The sequence below is a fragment of the Magnetococcales bacterium genome (assembly GCA_015231925.1).
Taxonomy (GTDB): Bacteria; Pseudomonadota; Magnetococcia; order Magnetococcales; family JADGAQ01; genus JADGAQ01.
Genome location: JADGAQ010000037.1, coordinates 1 through 20,803, shown reverse-complemented (window position 1 = coordinate 20,803; position 20,803 = coordinate 1). Strand labels below are relative to the sequence as shown.

The 20,803-nt window shown below is 60.3% G+C and carries 10 protein-coding genes; 2 read left to right on the top strand and 8 right to left on the bottom strand.

The window, feature by feature from the left end; all coding sequences use genetic code 11:
* The first annotated feature begins 31 nt into the window (after window positions 1-31).
* Window positions 32-1,147, top strand: coding sequence for a permease (locus HQL56_06365; GenBank protein ID MBF0309132.1), 1,116 nt, complete (start codon window positions 32-34; stop codon window positions 1,145-1,147).
* 1 nt (window position 1,148) lies between these two features.
* Window positions 1,149-1,922, top strand: a complete 774-nt coding sequence (locus HQL56_06360) for a hypothetical protein (GenBank protein ID MBF0309131.1) — start codon at window positions 1,149-1,151, stop codon at window positions 1,920-1,922.
* Here HQL56_06360 and HQL56_06355 read toward each other — a convergent pair whose 3' ends face one another.
* From HQL56_06355 to HQL56_06320, 8 genes are all read right to left on the bottom strand, one after another.
* Window positions 1,923-3,170, bottom strand: a complete 1,248-nt coding sequence (locus HQL56_06355) for a heme NO-binding domain-containing protein (protein MBF0309130.1) — start codon at window positions 3,168-3,170, stop codon at window positions 1,923-1,925. It lies immediately after the preceding gene.
* Window positions 3,171-3,243: 73 nt separating this feature from the next.
* The gene (locus HQL56_06350) at window positions 3,244-4,899 is read right to left on the bottom strand and encodes a tetratricopeptide repeat protein (GenBank protein MBF0309129.1); all 1,656 of its coding nucleotides are present in this window, start codon (window positions 4,897-4,899) and stop codon (window positions 3,244-3,246) included.
* Between the two features lie 18 nt (window positions 4,900-4,917).
* The gene (locus HQL56_06345) at window positions 4,918-6,321 is read right to left on the bottom strand and encodes a TolC family outer membrane protein (protein MBF0309128.1); all 1,404 of its coding nucleotides are present in this window, start codon (window positions 6,319-6,321) and stop codon (window positions 4,918-4,920) included.
* A 38-nt stretch (window positions 6,322-6,359) separates the two neighbouring features.
* Window positions 6,360-7,409 (bottom strand): TIGR03032 family protein, encoded by a 1,050-nt coding sequence (locus tag HQL56_06340; protein MBF0309127.1) that lies wholly within the window; start codon window positions 7,407-7,409, stop codon window positions 6,360-6,362.
* Window positions 7,410-7,429: 20 nt separating this feature from the next.
* A complete protein-coding gene (locus tag HQL56_06335) occupies window positions 7,430-15,940 on the bottom strand; it encodes an FG-GAP repeat protein (protein MBF0309126.1) in 8,511 nt (2,836 codons plus the stop codon).
* A 197-nt stretch (window positions 15,941-16,137) separates the two neighbouring features.
* Window positions 16,138-18,654, bottom strand: a complete 2,517-nt coding sequence (locus tag HQL56_06330) for a phosphoenolpyruvate synthase (GenBank protein ID MBF0309125.1) — start codon at window positions 18,652-18,654, stop codon at window positions 16,138-16,140.
* Between the two features lie 2 nt (window positions 18,655-18,656).
* Window positions 18,657-19,526, bottom strand: a complete 870-nt coding sequence (locus tag HQL56_06325) for a phosphatase PAP2 family protein (protein ID MBF0309124.1) — start codon at window positions 19,524-19,526, stop codon at window positions 18,657-18,659.
* Window positions 19,523-20,617, bottom strand: coding sequence for a 1-acyl-sn-glycerol-3-phosphate acyltransferase (locus HQL56_06320; GenBank protein ID MBF0309123.1), 1,095 nt, complete (start codon window positions 20,615-20,617; stop codon window positions 19,523-19,525). The genes HQL56_06325 and HQL56_06320 overlap by 4 nt, the downstream gene beginning before the upstream one ends.
* Window positions 20,618-20,803 lie beyond the last annotated feature (186 nt).

Here is a 20,803-nt window from a genome sequence, read left to right as displayed (position 1 = left end):
AAGATCGATCCAATCCTGCAGGGAGGCCTCCATGTCCGTATCGCATGCCGCCACCGAGGACCAGGGCAAATGGCTGGTCAGCCTGCTGCTGCTGCTCTTCTCCGGTGTGTTTTTCGTTCCCCAGATCAACGAACTGTTGCAGCCTTCCCTGAGCGAACGACTGCTGACCCAAAGTCTCGACGCCTCGTTGCGCTGGCGGGAGAACTTTGTCACCTACTTCATCGCCATCACCCTGGAAGCCACGCCCTACATGATTCTGGGGGCCTTTCTGGCCGCCCTGATCGAGGCCTTTCTGCCCAACGAGGTTTTGCCCCGTCTGGGACGCAAACTGGGCTTGGCGGGTGTCCCCGTCATCGTGCTGATGGCGCCTCTCTTTCCGGTCTGCGAATGCGGCGTCATTCCCGTGGCCCGCCGCCTGTTGGCCAAAGGCCTGCCCCTGCCCCATCTGGTGGCCTATCTGCTGGCCGCCCCCATCCTCAATCCCATCGTGCTGGGCAGCACCTACCTGGCCTTCTATCTCGACTGGACCTATCCCGTGGTGCGGGGGCTGGGTGGTTTTCTCATCGCCATTCTGGCGGGCTGGTCCCTTTGGCGCCTCACTCCGGATAAGTGGCAGCTCTCCGCCCCCTCTTCCGCTCACCACGCCTCCTGCGGCTGCGGCCACGAACACGCCCCTTCGGGGTGCCCGGCCCACACGCCGGTCACGTCGGGATCGACTCTTCTGCGGTTGGCTCGCCATGTTCAGGAGGAGTTCCTGGAGGTCATCCCCTACTTTCTCTTCGGCGTCTTCATCGCCTCCCTGATGAAGACCTACGTCTCCCAGGAGTGGCTCTTCAGCATGGGGGAGGATCGCCTGCTCGGTCCCGCCGCCATGGCATTGGCCGCCTTCGTCATGTCCCTCTGTTCCGAAGCCGATGCCTTCGTCGCCGCCAGTTTCACCGAGTTCGACATCGTGGCACACGCCGCCTTTCTGGTGCTGGGGCCCATGCTCGACATCAAACTGCTGCTCATGTATCGCTCCCTGTTCCGCACCCGTTTCATGGTGCGTTTTGTCGTCACTTTGCTGGGACTGCTGGCTCTCTACCTGGTCGGCGTGCGTCATGGGGTGGATTGGCTGATGCAGACCACGATGAAAGGACTGATGTAACATGGCTCGTCGGGGTTGGATTCCGCTGCGTCTGGCCGGATGGCTGGCCTTTTTCGGCGTCCTGTTGTTCCAGGGAGCCCACGTGAACTACCTGGCCAGCCTGCAAAGCCACTTTCTGGAGGCGGGGGCGCTGCTTCTGGCGCTGCTCTTCCTGGTCCCTCCCCTGCCCCGCGCAACCGCCTCCACCGCCAAAACCTGGATCCCGGAGGGGCTGATCACTCTGGTCCACTGGCTGCCCCTGTTTCTCTTCGTCATGGCCGGCAAGACGGCCCTCAACGCCAACAACGCGGTGCTGAACAACTCTTACGCCCGCATGCAGGTTCCCCAGGCTCCGGCGGCGCGTCCCGATCCCTCGACCCTGAAACCGGGTCAGTTTCTGCCCATCACCCTGCTGGATCTCTATGTCAACGAAAACCTCAAGGGAGTGGTGCCCGTTGAGGTGGAAGGCCGCCTGCACCGGCTTTCCGCAGAGGATCTGGAACGCCACGCCGATTCGTCCACCCCGGTCCAGCCTACCTGGGTTCTCTATCGTCACGTCATGTCCTGCTGCGCCGCCGACGCCAGCCTGATCAGCTTCAAGGTGGAAAAATGGCAACCGGAAGGCAAGTCAAGCTACGACTGGGTTCGCATGAAGGGCTGGACCATACCGATGGAAGCAGCTCCCGTGGCCGGAAAACCGGGTCTCGATAATTTGCGCAAGCTGGAAGTGGTGTCGGTGGAACCGATTCCCGTTCCGAAGGAGCCCTATCTCAACTGGCTTTCGGTGCTGCCCTGATCACGGCTTCTCCGCTGCGGTCAGCGATTCGCGATGCTCCTCGATGAACCGTTCGATGATGCAGCGTTCCCGTTCGCCCGGCCGGTCGAAGAGCAGGCGGACCTGCTGTCGATCCTTCTGCCCTTCCAGATAGAGCAGGTTGGCCTCCATCTCGATCTCCTGGGCTCCCAACTCCAGGGTATCGTCCAGTTCCACCCATTTAAGGGGAATCTCCAGGCTCAGATGGATGGGCGAGAAGAGGGCCGCTTCGTCGAAGGGTGACGGCAGGGGCAGATGAAGGGAGGCTCCGGTAACGGAGATATTGCCCAAACGCCCCTCGAACTCCCCCACCTCATGGCTCAAACGCACGACAATCCCGGCACTTGGGGCAATGCGCACGGCGTTGCGGTGACCAAAGCCGCCGTCGGCCAGCCGCAGCTCCTCCAGGACGGCGATCTGTTTTCCCAAATGCAGACGCGCCACCCGGGCGCTGAGGCCGATGGGCAGATGCGGCACCGACAGATGGGTACGGCCTTCGGCTTTCATGGCCATGGCCTGTTGCGGCGATACCTGAACCGTGATCCGTTCGGCGTCGTATTGCAGCAGTTGCCCATGATGGGAGACCGAAAGACCCCGGTACTGGTTGAAGAAGGTCAACCGCTCCCGACGCTGTTTGACCAGGGCAAACTCCCGGGTGACATTGACGTACTTGAGCATCTCCGGATCATCCAGCGTCACGGCGTAGCGACAGACCGGCGATCCCTTGCGACGGCAAACGCTCTCCACCGTCAGCAGCGGTTCGCCGAAACGTTCACCGAAGGCGTTGATCATGCCTTTGATCAGAGGGCACAAAACCGGATGGGAAAGATAGACGAAGTCGGTCTCCCCGTGGCGCAACCTCAGAGAGCGGATGATCGGAGCGGTCGGGCTGTCCGGAAGCTGGCGATAGGTGCGCCACAGCAGCTCTCCGGCGTGTTCCAGAATATCCAGGCTGCGCCAGGAGTCGGGAATCAATCCGGCGGCGCGGCCCATCTCCAGCAAATCGTTGCCCAGGAAGAAACCCAGCGCCTCGCCGGTCTCCTCGGGCGTTGCTCCCAATACCCGGCTGGCGGCGGTGAGCAGCCGCTCCCCGCTGTTGTCGGGGTAGTCCGCCACGGGGTCGAACTCCTGGTCTTCCAGCCCGGCCATACCCAACGCCAACGGCCAGGCTTCCGCGTCGCCCTGGGCATCCAGAAAGGCTTCCATCGCCATGAAAAACATGCCCAGCATGGTCGTACCGAACCCGGAGGAGATAGGTGACTTCTCGTACTGCGGAGAATCAAAGCAGAATGTATGCCATACCTCAGTCTGACTTCCAGGCAGACAATTCTCCAACCACCTGGCGGATCAGCTCCGGCCAAGCCTCCGGGCCTGGCTGACGAAACAGCCGCAGGGAAGGATACCAGTCGGAGCGCTCCCCGATCAGTCCCCAGCGCCAATCGGGAACATAGGGAGTCAGCAACCAGACCGGTCGGCCCATGGCTCCGGCCAGATGGGCGGTAGCGGTATCCACGGCGATCAACAGATCCAGCCCGGCCAGTACGGCGGCGGTGGCGGCAAAATCGGCCAGTCGGGGCCCCAGGCGCAACAGGCGGGGATGACGCTGCAGAACCGGCAGAGCCTCCTCCGGCTCCGGAAGCTGTAGCGAAACCCAGTCGATACCGCCCACCGCCAGCAACTCCTCCAGCAGGGAAACCGGCAGGGAGCGGGCCCGATCATCAGCGTGGCTGCCGCTACCGGCCCAAACCAAACCCACGCGGCGTGTTGCCGGATCCCGGCGCGGGAGCAAACAATCGTTACCCATCGCAGGGGGCTGAAGATAGGGAGCCGGGGGTGGCCCTTCCAGCTGCATCCGCAAGGGCAGACTCATCAAGGGAAGTTGCCAGCGACAAGGCGGTGGGGACTCCCCACGAATCACCACCGTGACCCGCTGGTCGAGGCTGACGAAGAGCCGGTGCAACGCCGCCGGGGTTTCCAGGACGAGACGCGCCCCCGGCTCCCGCAGCAGCAACTGCGGAAGCCAGCGCACGAACTGAATGGCATCGCCGTAACCCTGCTCCGTCCACAGCAAAAGCCCCTCGCTGCCCACACGCTCTCCCTGCCAGAGAGGCAGCGCATGGCGCTTCACCAGGGTTTGGAACTCCGGGAACTCCAGCCGGCTTTCATAAAGCACCCAGCCGGGTCCGTAGGCTTTTTGCAACAGCAGCAGGTGGGACAGATTCCAGCGGGCCTCCCGATGCTGCGGCTCACGGGCCAGAATGGCGCGGAGCTGGCTTTCCGCCCGTGGGATCTCCCCCGTGGCGGTAAAAACCAACGCCAGGTTGATGCGGGCCGGGAGGAAATCGGGGAAAACCGCCAGAACCTGGGAAAGCAGGTGACGTGCCTCCGCCAGGCAACCCCGCTGACGCAGGGTCAACCCCAGATTGGTGGCGGCTTCCGGATCACCGGGACGCGCCTCCAGCGCCCTTTGAAAGCAGGCTTCCGCACTGGCCGGATCCTTTCGAGCGAGGTATCCCAGGCCCCGATTGTTCCAGGCCGCCCCGTGTTCGGGCTGATGGGTCAGTGCCGTTTCGAAACAGGCCATGGCCTCCTCTTCCTGCCCCATTTCCCGCAACAACAGACCCAGATTGTTGTGGGCATCGGCAAAAGGGGGATGGAGCCGGAGCGCCTGCCGGAAGTGGTGCAGGGCCTCGCTGACCCGACCCAGACGATGCAGAGTCAAAGCGAGATTGCCGTGAAAGAGCGGATTATCGGCTTCGCGTTGCAACGCCCCCTGCAACAGGGGCAAGGCGGCGGCGTTTTCGCCGCGTTGCAGATGAATCAATCCAAGCAGGTGCCGGACGGAAGCAGACTCGGGAGATTCCCGAAGGAGTTGTTGCAGAAACTGCCAAGCCTCTTCCAGCCGGTTTGACCGGAAGAGGTTCAGGGCATGTTCGAGAGCAGGATCAGGCGTTTCCACCCGGCGCAGCCGTGGCGGTTACGGCTTGGCTGCGGGAGGGGTGGGCGTGCTTGCACTCTTCTCGTCCGACTTGAAGATGCGGGTCGCCCAGGAGGGTTCTTCGTTGGCGGCCATCGGCTTCTCTTCGAAACCCATGGTCGAGGTCAGCGAACCCATGGCGGAGAGCAGGCGGTAGGCGTTCTGCTCGTGGGTCAGTTTTTCGGAGGCCAGGGCCGATTTGGCGGCGAAGAGCTCGTTTTCGGAGTTCAGCACATCCAACAGAGTGCGTTTGCCCATTTTGAACTGATCGTGATAGGCCTGGACCACCTTGCGGCTGATATCGGCATGTTTGTTCAGGTACTGAATGCGGTCCTTGGAAACCTGAAGGTTGTCCCAAGCCGCCTTGACCCCTTCCACGATGGTGGCGCGGGCCAACTCCAGAGTCTCCCGCGACTGATCGATGCGCCGTTGGCTGGCGCGGATGCGCGCTTCGTCGGCACCGCCGCGATAGAGGTTCTGGTTGAGGCGCAGCAGCGCCAGGGCATTTTTGTTGTAGCTGGGCACGCCCCCGATGTTGTCGTTGTTGGAGACACTGACTTCCAGGCTCAACTGCGGGAAGAGACCGGAGCGGGCCGCTCCGACATCGGACTCGGCAGCCTCCATATCCGCCTGGGCGGCCAAAATCTGCGGATGGTGCAGCTTGGCCTGATCGACGGCTTTTTCCAGTGTTTCCGGCAACAGTTTAAAGGGAACGTTGGCCTTTTGCAGCTTGTCCGGAGCCTGGCCGACCAGGCGTTCGAAACGGGTGAAGGCGTTGCGCCAGGCACCGTGGCTGGAGGCGTGGTTGGCGGAAGCCAGGGCGAGACGGGTTTCGGTCTGCTGCACGTCGGCGTCGTTTCCGGCGCCCCCGGCGGCCTTGGCCTTGACCTTGCCCAGAATCTCCTGGTGCAGACGCACATTGTCTTTCACCAGTTCCAGCAGCTCTTCCCGCTTCAGAACCTCCAGATAGGTATCCACCACGTTCAACAATACCGTTTCGGTGGTGCGCTCCAGGCCGAAGCTGGCGGAGGAGAGTTGAGCCTGGGCTTTTTCCACGTTGCTCTTTACGTTGAAGCCGTCAAAGAGCATCTGATTGAGAGTCAGGCTGGCTTCCGTGTGGGTCTGTTTGAGTTCGTGATCGCCGGTGCCCCGGGTGGTGGAGTTGTCGCTCCACTCCTTGCCACGCCCCAGAGAGGCGTTAAGGTTGGGCAGATAGCCCGCCCAGGCCTGACGCACCTGATGGGCCACGGATTCCCGGTTTTCCGAGGCAGCGAGGATTTCAGGGTTTTTCTTCACCGCCAGGCTGGCCACTTCCTCCAGCGTCATGGCCGAAACCGAGGTCGCTCCATGTCCGAGAAGCGCGGAAAGTCCCAGAACGCTTACCATCCAGCGGCGGATCGTCATGATAAAGAATCTCCCCCCAGGAATATAAAAACACTCATTCAATTGGCAAATGGCCCGATATTGATGATGCGCCGTATCTGGTCGTTTTTCAGTCCCAGCGCCATGGGTCGTCGCACCCCGGGCAAAACAGCGACATCATACAACTCTTCCACGATTCCTTCCAGCCTTAACCAATGCACCACATCGCCGCTCACGGTGTCGATGACCTGCAAACCGCACCAGGCGTTGACCTGACGTTCCTGCAGGGCTCCATCCAGCGGCAGGCCGGAGAAGGTGGTATGTCGGGGTTTGGATAGCCCGACGATGGCATATTGCTTCGCAAAATCCATGCCTCTCAAATAGCCTGGGCAGAACGCCACCCTCTCGAAGGTACCCGCCTGCCGGTCCACATAGCCGAACCAACCGGTTCCGGAGTCGAGCAGCCACAAGCGCCCCTGATGCAACCGGGGGGAGTGGGGCATGGAAAATCCGGCGGCGACCACCTCGTTTTCCAGGGTGTCCATCACCAGCCCACCTTGATGACGATGCTGCCGCCACCCGTCGGTGACATCGGTGCGAGCCACGGCGGTGACATATCGGGGACGCCCCTGGTCCATGGCCAAGCCATTGAGATGGCAACGGTCTTCCGCAGCCAGCCGGGAGATGAAGGGCGGTTTCCACAGGGGTACGAAGCTGTAGCGCAGACTGGGTGAGGCCAGACAACTGAACAGCGTATTGACGAAAACGAGGTTGCCCCGATGATCCAATGCCAGATCGTGGGCATCCACATCCCCGGTGGTATAGGCCAGGCGCGGCACATAGAGCCGGTCGAACCCTTCATGGGTCTGGCCCGCTTCCAAAATATTCTCGAAGCGCCACAACTGGTACAGGGAGGACATGTAAAGGGTCTGTTCATCCCCCACCAGCCCCATGCAGCGGGTGAAGGTGCGTTCGAAAACCGAGAGCCGTCCGTTCTCCTGCACCCCGATCAGGAAAAGTTTGCCGCTTTGATAGGTGGTGAAGGCCAAACTGAGCTGCATCTCCTCCAGCCAGGAGATGAACTGCCGGGAGGTGACACATTCGAGCTGACCTTGGCTTTCCTTTTCCATGCCGTATTTCCCCAACGGGTTCAAATCAGATTTTGGTAGAGGATATCCGTATCGACCAGCAACACTCCCGGAGTGCCTGCCGGGCCATTATAGACATTGTATACCTCGCCGGAATAGGTCGTCTGGCCGCTGGCATCGGTGTTGAAGACCATGCCGCTGCCGGAAACCTGTCCGGAAATCACCACACTCCAATCCGATTGGGTGGCATAAAGGGTATCCGCAGTCCCCCCCGCTACGAGGAGAAGGTTGCCGGACGACAGGTGCAACAGATCCGCCGTCGGCAGATAGAGGGCGTCGCTGCCCGACTGGGCATTGAGATCGATGATCTCCAGGTTCTCGTAGGTGGTGGTGGCGGTACGCAGATCGAGGCTCTGCCCGGTGCCCGCGAAGGAGAGGGCGTCAAAATTGGCCCCGCCGTCCACCCGGGCGTCGGCACCGTCGAAATAGAGGATATCGTTGCCCCCCCCGCCCAGGAGGATATCGCTGCCCGCTCCTCCGTCCAGGGTGTCGTGGCCCAGTCGTCCCACCAGAATATCGCTGCCGCCTTCCCCAGAGATGGCATCTTTTCCGTTACCGCCCAGCAGATATTCGTCGCTGCCGGTACCCGTCTGTGTATTGGCGGAGACATCCCCCACCGGATACATCGAATGGCCGAAGAGGACATAGGCATTGCCATTGTTGCCGCTGGCCGAACGCGCCCCGATGACCAGATCGTCGAAGCCGTCGCCGTTGAGGTCGCCCCCTCCCGACACGGAGAAGCCGAACTGGTCGCTTTTGAAGTCCGATATCAGGAACCCCTTGGTTCCGTCCAGGGTATTGAGGTCGAACGAAGCACCCAAAGAGGTTTTGCTGCCGAAGAGAATGTAGCTGGCCCCGACATTGGCGGAAGCGCCGGGATCCCCGATAACCAGATCCTCCAGCCCATCCCCGTTGAAGTCCCCGGCCCCGCTGACACTCCAGCCATTGCCCACGCCATGCAGCGAGTCGGTAATGCTCAACCCGTCGGCGCTGCTCAACGAGGCCAGGGAGAGGGTCGGCGCAAAGCCACCGGCCTTGCCGTAGATCAACCAGGTCGTGCCGTTCGCACCGTTGTTGCTTGAACCCACGACGAAATCATCGACGCCGTCACCGTTGAAATCCCCGATGCCGTGAATGGCCTTGCCCAGTTCGTCGCTGGCGGCCATCCCGTTGATGACGAACCCCTGGGAGCCCGTGGTATTGTTGCTGCTCCAGTTGACCAGATCCAGGGTGGGCCCGAAACCGGCAACCCCGGCCTGGGTGCCGAACAACACGTAGACCTTGCCCGCATCGGTCGAGGTGGGGTCCGCCAACGGCGCACCGAGGGCGATATCGTCCCAACCGTCGCCGTTGACATCCCCGATGCCCGCCACCCCCGCTCCCAGGGTTTCGCCGGCACCCGACAGTTGCAAAGCGTTTGCACCATTACTTCCGTCCGTCGGCAAGGCGGAAAGGGTGACGGCCCCGCTGGAAAATGTCGATTTCCCGAAGATCAGATAGGCCGATGAGCCACCCGAGGCCCCGATGATGAAGTCGTCGTACCCGTCATGGTTGAAGTCTCCCGCTCCCGAAACGGAGAAGCCTGCCACGTTGTTGACCGCCCCGGTGAAGACGATGTGGCTGGCAGGCGAGCCCGCCGCCAGGGTGAGGGTCGTCGCGACGGTAGCGTTGCCGCCGAACAGAAGAATGGCCTGACCCTCATTGGTTCCGGCACTGGCGACGTTGGTATTGGGAGCCCCGATGAGGAGGTCGTCGAATCCGTCTCCGTTGACATCCCCCACCCCCGCCACCGACTTGCCGAAACCGGTGGTGCCGATTGAAGTGGTGATCTTGAAACCCTTGCTTCCGCTCAGGGTGGAGACGTTCATTCCCTCCGGGAAAGCGCCACCGTTGCCGAAGACTACGTAGACTGCCTCCTGACCGGGGGCCCCGAGAACGAAGTCATCGAAACCGTCTCCGTTGAAATCCCCCGCCGAGGAGGCGGACTGGCCGAGATAGGCATTTCCGGAATAGGCGTTTTTCAGAAGGAAGAATTGCTGGCGCGTACCTGGCGAGGCCGTCTTGTCCACATTGAGGTAGGTGGCGATGCCCTGACGGTCAATGCCATCCTGTACTTCCAGAATGGCGCCTTCTTGATAATAGTCGTGGTAGAGCAAACCATCGATGGTCTGACTGCCCAGGTAACTCCAGCCCGAGGCGGCCACAACGGCGTTACCGGATCCGCCGCGCACCTGCAAGGAGTGGGTGTTGGTGGCGATGCGCAGAACGTCCAGGGGGTTGATGCCCAGTTGAGCGGAGGTCGAATAGGTCAGGTCGATGGCTTCGATATTCTGCCAGAAGTGGTTGCCGTTCAGGTTCAGGTTGGTGGGCTCCATCCACTGCACCATATCCTTGCCGGAACCCCCATCGATATGGTCCATAATGGAATAGGCTTTCAGCAGGTCATCTCCGGAACCGCCGTAAAGCACGTCGAGTCCGCCCAGACCGTCGAGGCTGTCGTTACCGCCTCCGCCGATCAAGGAGTCCGAAATCCCGGCGGCTCCTGTCAGCGTCTCGCCGAGCGGAGTGCCGTGCCCCGTCACCGTACCGGTGAAATCGGTTCCGTACACCAGATAGGTGACCCCGACATCGAACACTCCGTTCACATCCTGGGTACGGGCTCCGATGAGGAAGTCCGAATAGCCGTCTCCATTGACATCTCCCGCCGCCGACAGAGTCGAACCGAAGTTGGAGTCGTTCTGCACATGGTGGAAGGTAAAACCGTTGTTGCCGTTCAGCGTATTGATGGAAAAAGAGGAGGTCCATCCGCTGGCGTTGCCGAACAACACATAGACCTTGCCACCCGCGTTGCCGGTATCGGAGGCGGAGGGGGCGCCGATGGCCACGTCGTCGTAGCCGTCGCCATTGATGTCGCCGACGCCGGCCACGGCCCAGCCAAAATCGTCCCCGTTGTCTTCCCCGGCGATGGCGAACCCGTTGCTGCCGTTCAGACCACTGGCCCCGACGTAGCTGGGACGGGACGCCCCACCAAACAGGAGATAGGCTTTGCCGGGTTTGGAGGCATCCATATAGGGCGCACCGAGGATAAAATCATCGTAGCCGTCGCCGTTGAAATCCCCTGCCGAGGAGACCGACAGGCCGGTGCTGTAACCCGCAGCCCCGTTGAAAGCCTTGGCGTAACTGTTGCTCAGCAGCGTGGACACGTTGCCCGCCAGGGAGTAGGGTCGGTCCCCCCCCAGAACCAGATAGGCCTGCCTACCGCCTCCCGTACTCGGGGCCCCGCCCACCAGGGCATCATCAAAGCCGTCACCGTTGAAATCGCCCGCCGAGGCCACGGCATAGCCCAATCCCTGACCCGCCGACTGCCCCTTGAAGTAAAAACCCGTCTGGCCGTTCAAACGAAAGAGATTGCTGACATCCATGCCCCCCGGACGCCCCATGACAAAGGCCACGGCTCCCGCCTTGTCGCTCCCCGATGACGGGGTGAAATTGGGCGAACCGATGATAAAATCGGCAAAGCCATCCCCGTTGAAATCGCCAGCCCCGGCCACGGCATCATAAAGGGAAAAAGCCGTCGAGGGCGATCCATCGGGAAAATGAAAGGAGCGACCGTTACTGCCCGACTCCAGGGTGACGGTCGCCGTCAGGGAGGTCAAACTGCTGAACAGATAGGCGTTGCCTTCGTCACTGGTGGCATGCGCACTCGAATTACCCGCTGCCATCAGCAACTCATCCCGACCATCCCCGTTGACATCCCCCACACCGGCCAGCCCGATTCCCATGCGCTCCGGCGGGTTGCTGCCATTGAGAACCTTGAAACCGCTGACCCCGTCGGCCAGAACGTCGTCCAGCGCTACGGAATGGCCATAGTCGCCGCTTTGTCCGAAGACAACGTAGACACTGCCGCCATACCCGGAATAGGTGTCCTGGACATAGTTGCTGTTGGGCACACCGATGGCGATGTCGTCGAAACCGTCGCCATTGATATCAAAACCGCCCGCCAGACCGATGCCGCTTGCGCCGTACTCCTGGGTTCCGGTGAAACGAACCGCGAATCCGTTGAGAAGATCCAGGGGACGCTCGATCGGAGAGGCATACGAAGAGGTCGCCACCGCCAGGGAAACCCACAGGCTGACACCCTCATAAAAGTAGACCCGATAGGTATCGTCCCCGGCGGAGCGCGTGCCCTCGTAGGAAAAGCTCCCGTTCAAAATCAAGGTGTCCGCCGCATCGCCGCGAATGGTCAGGGTGTTGTCGTTTTCCACCAGGGAGGCGATGTCGCGAGCGGAGAGGGTCAAGGTGTTGGCCCCGTATCCGGTAAGATCGAAACCTTCGATGCTGGCGAGCAAACCGACAGGGTGCAGCGCATCAAAGGCAATATCCAGATCGGAGATTCCCGGACGAAGGATATCAATCCCTTCGCCACCATCGATACGACTGGCATCGGCATAGTAGGCAACGGTATCGTCGCCGCTGCCGGCCCGAATGCTGTCGTCGCCACCTCCTCCGTCGATGATGTCATTGCCCTGTCCGGCGACGATGACATCACGAGTGCCGCCTTCCGTGAGGACATCGTTGCCGTCGGTCCCTTCGAGGGTGACCGCGAGGGAGAAGTTGTCCCCCCAGACAATCTGGGCGGAACCGGGAACCACCAGAGTCTGGGAAAGAGACACGCCCGTCGGCATGATCAGACCTTGATTCGGCAACCCCAGAAGCAGATCGTCGTAGCCATCGCCATCCAGATCCCCACCCTGGGAAGCCACATAGCCGAATCCGGTAGTCGTATCCGAGGGCAGAATGGTAAAACCATAAGGGGCCGTCAGATCGCTGGTCACCAGTTCGGCAGGAAAACCGTCCCCCCGTCCGTAGATCAGGTAACCCTCGGAATCGGTGTAAACGGCCATATTGTACGTGCCGAAATAGTCGGTAACGCTGATATCATAGCCATCGTTGCCCAGCACCAGCAGGTCGTCGTAGCCGTCGCCGTTGACATCACCGACACCGTTGACGGAGGGTTCGAAGCCCAGGGTGCGCCCGGCTTCGGTACGCATCATGAAGCCGTTGCTGCCGTCGAGGCTGGTGAGGTCAATGTTGGCGTCCAGCAGGGTCGAAGCGCCCCCGTACACCACGAAGGCTTCCAGAATCTTGTACCCGCCCTCCACGATGATGTGGCCCAGCGCCGAGTCGGTGAAGCCGTCGCCGTTGACATCACCCACCTGCCGGAAGAAGAGCCCTTCCGTGCCCGAAAGTCCGGTGATGGTGAAGCCATCGGTACCGTTGAAGCTCGATGCAATCAGGGAAGGCTGGACGGCGGCCCCGCCAAAAACCACGAAGGCCTTGCCGGGATCGGTAGCGGTATTGCCCGTCTTGCCGACACCGACCAGAAGGTCGGAATAGCCGTCGCCGTTGATGTCGGCGCCGGAAAGGACGTTGATATCCTGCAAGCTGGCGTCACCGACAAGGGTGAAGCCGTTGGAACCATTCAGACCGGCCAGGCTGGCATGATTGGCCAGGGGATCGGCATGGCCGAAAAGGACGTAGATGTTTCCGGTTCCCTGGCTGCCCCCGGAACCAACCGCCACATCGTCGTAACCGTCTCCGTTGAAGTCACCGATTCCGGCAACCGAACTGCCCAAACGCTCGTTGGCGGTCATGCCGATCAGCCCCGCCGCCCCCTCCCCGTCCAGCAGCGATGCGATTCCGGGATTGGTGGGGGAGAACGACTCCTGCCCGAAAACGATATAGGCCTGACCAACGTCGGTGAGGATGCCGTCGTCGGCATAGGGGGAACCCACGATCAGATCCATCAACCCGTCGGCATTGAAATCCCCGGCAGCGGCGACATTGCCGTCGAACCCGCCGGGGCTGGCACCGGAGAGTTGCATGCCAGCGCTGCCGTTGACCACTGAGGTATACCCGATGAGGGAGGAAAATCCCGCCGAAGAGCCGAACAGAACGTAGGCCGCCCCGTAGGAGTCCTCTGCGGAAAGCAGCATGTCGCCGTAGCCGTCCCCGTTGAAATCACCGAGATGGGCCACGGTCTCTCCGGCCCATTTGACGCCCGAGGTACCAGCGTAGGTGCTGGCCAGGGAGTAGGCCCGGGTGGAGAGATCGAGTACTCCCCCCAAAGAGACTTTGATGGTGACCGTGGCGCTGGAGGTGGCCCCGGTCGAATCCGATACGGTGTAGTCGAAGGAGGCATACCCCTCGAAATCGGTATCCGGCTGAAAGAGCAGGTGTCCGTTGCCGAGATGAATGGTCCCGTTGACGGCATTCGTGGCGGCAGTCACCGTCAGGGAGGTCAGCGGCGAACCCGTGGGCGAGGAGTCGTTGCTCAGAATGTCCGCAAAGGGAATCATCCGATAGCCGGTGGTACCCAGATCGAGATCCAGAGAGTCGTTGTTGGCCCGCAGGGTGCCGTCGGCCACATCCCCGAGATGGAGGTTGACCGTCGCCGTATCGGTGGCCCCCGCTTCATCGCTGACGGTGACCACAAACGAATCGGGGCCGAAATAGTTGGCCACCGGCGTATAGAGGAATTGCCCATCCGCGTCGATGGTGACGACGCCATGCAGGGCGGAGGTGGATACGGTGAAGGTGAGGGTATCGCCATCGTCCACGTCGGTGGCGACGAGTTGCCCGCTGACAGTGCTGTCTTCCAGCCCTGAAAAGGAGTAGGTCTCCTCATCGAAGAGAGGGGCATCGTTGACCCCGGAGATGACCATTACCGCCGTGCCGATGGCCCCCTGACCGCTCTGGTCCCAGACGGTGTAAAAAAAGGCGGTGGTCAGGGAATCCCCGGCGGCCAGATGGTCGAGTTCTCCGTCGGCGCTGTAGAGCAGGGAACCGTCCTGCAAAATGGTGAAGTGGCCCGGAACCTCGCTGAAGTCGAATCCTTCCGGATCAATGCTCAGGGTGGCCCCTTCCGGATCCTTGTCATTGGCCAGAAGTGAGGCGGCGGAGATGCTCCAGGCATCGTTCTGGTTTACCGTCACTTGGTCTGTACCGGAAAGGGGGGGCAGATTGGTCACCGTTATGACTTGTTTTACGTTCTCCGTAGCAGGATTGGTGTTTGTTTGTATAGATAGATTGATATTGGTTGATTTTGAGGAGTCAGATTGCGCAAACTGGAATGTAGTTATTTTAGAATCCGTTGCCGAGCCAGAATTGGATGAAGAAGAAAACTGTATTGTCGGATCAAATTGATCTGACAATTTAAATATTGACTTCGACAATAGACTGGATTGATCTGAATTACCGGCTCGGTCCGTTGACGATGTTGAGGTGCTGTTCTGGTTATTGGCGTTGTCGAGATCGTCAAGCCGATCCTGGGCCTCGCTCTTGCCCCCCTTGCCCTCCTCCGTGGTTTTCTCGTCGCCTTTTTTGGTATCCTCGGCTTTCGACTCTTTCGAATCCTCGGTTTTGGCGTCGGTTTTACCGCCCTTTTCGCCCTCCCCCTTCGGGGCCTCCCCGCCCTTCTCCGGCGCGTCGCCCTTCTTCTCCTCCCCGCCCTTCTTTTCGCCTTCCCGAGGCTGATCCTGCTGCTTCTCCTCCTGCTGCCGCTGGGTCTGCTCTTTCTCCTTGGCGGTGGACAGGCTCTTTTCGGAGACCTGACTCTGCAACCGGGCCATCAATCCGGGGGGAGCCTGGAAGGGAGCCTGAGGAGGTCCGCCGCCCAACTGCACGGCGGTGGCCTGGCCGGGTTGCAACAGGGTTACCGAGCCCTGGCCGAAGGCGTCGGCGATGTCCAACACACCTGCGGTATGCACCACCATGGTGCCACCGTTCTGGGCGACCTCGCCCTGCAGCTCGCTGCCCCGGATGCCGATGGTGGCGGAAGGGGTCTTGATGGTGGAGTGGCGCCCCTCCTTCAGGTGCGCCAACTGCCCGCTGGCGTAGCGGAACATGCCGGTCAGCACGGTGGCTTCGAACTTACCCAAGGCGGCGTCGGGCTGAAAACGGTACTCGTCGAGCAGGGCGCGGGCGTTTTCACCAACCTGGAAAATGGTGCCGTCCTTCATGACGAACTTGGCCAGGCTGTCCTCGGCGGTACGCACCAGATCCCCTTCCTGAATGGGATCCCCCTCGCGCAACAGCCGCACGATACCGTTTTTGCCCCGGGCCATGACCCGTCCCACCAGGGTCTGGGCCGTGCCCACCACGGGCCCCGCCTCCTCGCTGCCCGGAAACGGCATCGAACCGGCCAGCATCACCGGGCCTTGTTCCGGCAAGGCCAGCGCCTCGATGGTCTCGAAAGTCAAAGCGGAACCGTTTTCCAGAATCAGCGCGGGGGGATGGGCCTGGGCAAAATAGTCCTTGATGCGGATCTCTTCCCCGGAAGGATTGGTGATCACCAGATCGGCACCCGCCCGAACATATTCGCCTTCCAAAAGAAAGGAGGCGTTCGGCAGGAGCAGCGTGGCGCTTCCGTCCACCACGGACAGTTGGATCGATTTGGACCAGAGCTCTGGAAAGCCGCGGGTAATTTGGGTTTCCGACTTCGTCGAGATCATCCGGAGTTCCTCCTGTCAATCATGGTCACCTCTGTCTCCCGGCAAGCACGCAACATGCCAGTCGAGACCCTTGCAGTGTACCCCAATAATGCGTGATCCGGGATGGGGATTCATCAGGAAAGAGTGGATTTTTAGCTCCGAAAGGCTTTTTAAGCCATTCAGGTTACACCGGGCATGGACCCTTTGCTGGCCGGAAATCAGGAAATCCGTTGCACGACCCCCTCTTTGCCGTTGACCCTCACCCGCATGCCGTCGCGCACCCTCTCGAAAAGATGGCGCACCCCCATGACCGCCGGGATCCCCATCTCACGTGAAGTCACCGCGCCATGGGAGAGGGGCCCCCCACTCTCGGTGATCACTGCGGCGGCGCAATAAAAGAGGGGCGTCCAGGCCGGGCTGGTAGTACGGGCAACCAGAACCGCCCCTGGAGGGAACCGGGCAAAATCCGCTTCGCCCGTCACGATACAGACCGGCCCCTCCGCTACACCCGGACTGCCGGGCAACCCTCGGAGCAGGTCACCGTTTTCTGTCACGGGTTCTACCGGCGCGGCACCATCCGGATCCCAGACCGGAGAATGCTGCCTGGCTTCCAAGTAGGCGTTTTTGTTGACTTGAATCGTCCGGGAGAGGGCCGCCCAGAGGAGTGGATCGTTGCGCTCCACAGCCTGGTCGAGATCGCAAAAAGGCGCAAAAAAGATCTCCATGGGATCGGCAATCACCCCCAGATCGACCAGACGCCTTCCCAGTTCCCTAAGGCCCTTGCGAAATGGCAGGGTGATGCGAGTGGTCTGATAATGTTCCAGATCGTCCAGCGTGGTATAGGCCCGGGTCAGGCGCACCATTTCCATGGCGAAAAAGCGGAGATCTTCCGGAAAGGCCGCCAGAAGCCTGGCTTCCGCCTGCAACATCTCAATCCGGGCCGTGCGTTCCCGTTCCCGGGGTGTCTGTTCCGGCGGGTTGTGGAGTATCAGACGCAGTTGGTCCAGGACAAACCAGGGGGCCTCCAGCCAGGTCGGATGATAGGGATCAAAATCGATCTCTCGGTGTCCGTGATCGCTCAACACTTTTTCAAACGCCTGCCCGAAGCGGGCAAAACGTTGCAGCAAACCCCCTTCGAGCAATTTTCGGGAGGAGACTTCGGATAATTCCCTGACCAGCTCCGGATCGTTTCGGGCCAGTGCGGCCAGTTGAAAAAGCTCCCGATTGATCATGCCGGTTTTGGTATCGCAGTGGGCCAGAAGGGCATCGAAAAGGTTCCGCCCCTCCTCCCCGAAAACCATTTCCAGAAGATGATGCATAAGACGATAGAGGCTACCCTGGGTGATCGATATGGCAATATTTGGCAGAAAATAGTCCGATCCGAGCTGCCGAACCCGCAGCACAAAATCCCAGACATCCTTCAGCGGACGATCTGCCAACGGCTCGGAAAGCAACATGCCGATACCGATCAGGTAATGGTCCAAATCCCGAGCCCAATGCACCGGCAACTCCTGAACCCAGGCGTATTGCCGACGCATTACCGGGATGGCTTGACGCAAGTCGTCGAAACTCCGTGGCGCCATCACCGAACGTCCGGCATACAGGCGCACGGCATTCTGGTTTCCATACACATAACAACCGTGCAAAGCGAACCACTTCCCCGAAAACGGGGGAAAGCCCATCCGGGAGAAGGAGTCGTTCAACGAACGATGGAAGCCCTCTTCCACCAGATCCCAGGTCAACGGTGTTATCACGTTGGGAAAACGTTCCGCCGATTCATCCCGGGTCCAGTGGGGAGCAATGGTGGTGACGGGACGGGCCTGCAACAGATAAAGTTCCCCACCGCTGTAGCCCCACTCGATATCCTGGGGAAAACCCGCCCGGGCCTCAACCCGACACAACAGACTTCCGAGCTGCTGCAAGGCCTCATCGTTCAGACAAGGCCCCCCGGCGCTTTCCGGTGGAACACAACACGATGTCGTGCCCCTCTCAGCGGCAACAACCATATGGGTTTTCAGGGCCACCCGACGTTCGATGACATGGAGACTCCGCTTGTCCAGTACAAAATGGTCAACCTGGGCCTCCCCGCCAACCACGGATTCACCCAATCCGAAGTTGGCATCGATCACCAGATGGTCCAGATTGGAGGAGACCGGATCCAGACTGAAGCCGACACCAGCCACCTCGCAAAACACCAGACGCTGCACCACTACCGCCATGCTGGCTTCCAGCTGGCCGAAGCCGCGTTCCCGGCGGTAGGCGATAGCTCGGGGATTCCACAAGGAGATCCAGCAAGCCTTGATTTTAGCCAAAATCTCTTCGGCGCCCCGACAATTGAGGAAGGTATCATGGGCTCCGGCAAAGGCCGCCTGATGCAAATCTTCCAGCGTCGCCGAGGAGCGAACCGAAAAGGGGGCAACCTCCAACTCCCCCTGCAAAACCGCCGTCACTTCATCGACCAGGCCACCGGGCAGCACCCGCTCCCGGAGGTGCGCCCGGATGCGGTCGGCCACTCGCGACACCTCTTCGGGGGTAGCTCCCCGCGGCAGGCTTTCCAGTGCGCGGAGCAAGTCGGCGGAATCTCCAAGAAAATCGATATAGGCCGTGCTGCGCACGATAAAGCCATCCGGAACCGAAAACCCCCAAAGGCGTAACCGGGCCAGACTGGCACCCTTGCCACCCGACAGCTCCGGAGAGGTGGCCTCCGCATCATCCAGCTTCAGCAGGTAGGACATGTTCAACCCCTTTCGATGGAAGCCATTGTGGAAAATGCCAGGCGCAAACAGAGGAAAGCCAGGAGGAATCCGGCCAGAACATCAACCAGATAGTGGTAGCGTAACAACAACGTGGACAACCAGAGCCCGACGCAGGGCAGGAGGTAGAGCCGATAGCGCCAGGGCTTGCAGCGCCGGTCAAAGAAGAGCAGGTAAGCCGATACCGCACAATGCAGGCTCGGAAAAACATCCACCCCGTTGCTGCCCTGGGAAACCATGGCGTCGTTTACCCGGGTAAGCCAGCCGCCCTGCACGGGCAAGGTGAAGTGATCCGCCAAAGCCAGCCAGGGGCCTGCAGCCGGAATAACCAGATAACCTAAAAATCCCGCAGCGTAGAGAACAAAGAGGCCCGAATAGAAACGGACAGCCCTGTCCGCATCCTCAAAAAGATAATATATAAAACTGAATAGTAGATATGGAAAAAATAACAAATAGAAAAAACTGAACAGGTCCGCCACGAGCGGAGGGGTCCAACCCTGCAACAGAAGAGAGGGCGTTTCCCCGAGCAAAAAGCGGTCGATGCCTTGCAGCAGATCATCCTGGCGGGTGGGATGCAATAGCGGCACGGCGCTACGCAGTTGCTGGAAGGCCACGTTCATGGCCAACGGGTAGTACAGCAGTCGCAATCGCAAGACCCAAGGGGTGGCGCGGAGACGGGTTTGCCAATAAACCAATGCGGCAAAAAGGCTCAACAGAAAAAATACCTGCGTATCCCTGGAGCCAATCCCGGCAACGGGCAACAGCAGCAGAAACATCACCAACAGATAGCCACCGAAAGCGATTTCCGGCAACAGCGGCTTGCCCAGGCCGGTAACGTGCCCCGGGGCGATCACGAGCCCACTCCATGAGAGTCACAAACAGCGGTTTTTCGCAAAACCTTGGCAACCGCGTCGAACGGGGCAGACCCGACAGGGCAAAAAAGGGCATTAAAGAGGGCAATTCCGGAACGCAGGCTTTTCGGAACAACCCTCAAACCGATACAGGTGAGCAGCAAATAGCCGCACGACAGTGCCGGTCCTGCCGTGGTTAAGGAAACCCCCAGCCAGATCAAACCCCACGAGAGCAAAACAGGAACGCCGATCAGGATGCGCCATAAAGCCACCACGTTTTGGCCGTCCGGAAGGTATTTCCCGGCCAGAAATACCGCCACGACAGGCCCGATATTGCAACACACCGCCAACAGAGCCGTAGGCGCCGTCAGGCAAAAACAGACCACGGTTCGAAGAAGCCCCCGCTCGGGATAGAGAGGAATATTCCGATAACGCAGATGAATACGCCCTTTTACCGCTTCGAAAAGAGTGGACCACCGTTCTGACAGAGGTGGCGGCAACCCCTCCTCCCAGGCTTTGAGATAACCGAAAAAACTGTCTTTATTGATGTCTGCGGCCAGAAAAGCCATTCGTTCGACATCCTGTTGAACACCGGCATCGGCGAAATTAACCCCCACCTCACCCAAGGCCTCTGTTATGCGGCGTTTGCAATACACCACCCGGGAAGATGCGGACATCCCGGCTGTCTCCTCAGCAAGGGGAATGGTTGGACCGATAACCACTTCCACGGAGCTGCCAAAACACCAGGCACAATCGTAATGAATGCCCAGGGGAATCAGGCGGAGCGGTATCCCCTGCTCCACGCAACGGACAGCTAGCCGGGCCGCGCCGGAGTGAAAGGGGAGATGACGGGGTCCCAAGTCGCTGGTTCCCTCCGGGAAGATGGCCAGGCGCCTCCCTTCCCGGAGATGGTTCAGAGCCAAATCCATGGCGGCTTGATTGATGGCACGACTCTCCCCTCCGGAGGGGGAATCGTTTGCCCGCACCACTTCGATGCCCCGAAACAATAACCGCCCCAAAAGGGAACGCCGCAATTGGGTGGATATCAGAAAGGTGGGCGAATCGACCGCTGCGTGATAGACAAAACCATCCACCGCTCCGTTACGATGCAAGGCGGTAAACAGGATCGGAAAAGACAGGTCAGGAATCCGTCCGGGACGAACGGTCAATTTTCGATAATACAAACAGATCGCCAAACGATAAATAATGTTTTGAATTTTATTTAATTCCAATTCTAGATCAATAATGCAATAATATGCGCATCATCCCCCTCTTCCATT

Excerpts from the sequence above, each read along its gene's own strand:
- HQL56_06365 (MBF0309132.1), top strand. The coding sequence starts at position 32 with ATGTCCGTATCGCATGCCGCCACCGAGGACCAGGGCAAATGGCTGGTC.
- HQL56_06360 (MBF0309131.1), top strand. The coding sequence starts at position 1,149 with ATGGCTCGTCGGGGTTGGATTCCGCTGCGTCTGGCCGGATGGCTGGCC.
- HQL56_06355 (MBF0309130.1), bottom strand. The coding sequence starts at position 3,170 with ATGCTGGGCATGTTTTTCATGGCGATGGAAGCCTTTCTGGATGCCCAG.
- HQL56_06345 (MBF0309128.1), bottom strand. The coding sequence starts at position 6,321 with ATGACGATCCGCCGCTGGATGGTAAGCGTTCTGGGACTTTCCGCGCTT.
- HQL56_06340 (MBF0309127.1), bottom strand. The coding sequence starts at position 7,409 with ATGGAAAAGGAAAGCCAAGGTCAGCTCGAATGTGTCACCTCCCGGCAG.
- HQL56_06335 (MBF0309126.1), bottom strand. The coding sequence starts at position 15,940 with ATGATCTCGACGAAGTCGGAAACCCAAATTACCCGCGGCTTTCCAGAG.
- HQL56_06330 (MBF0309125.1), bottom strand. The coding sequence starts at position 18,654 with ATGTCCTACCTGCTGAAGCTGGATGATGCGGAGGCCACCTCTCCGGAG.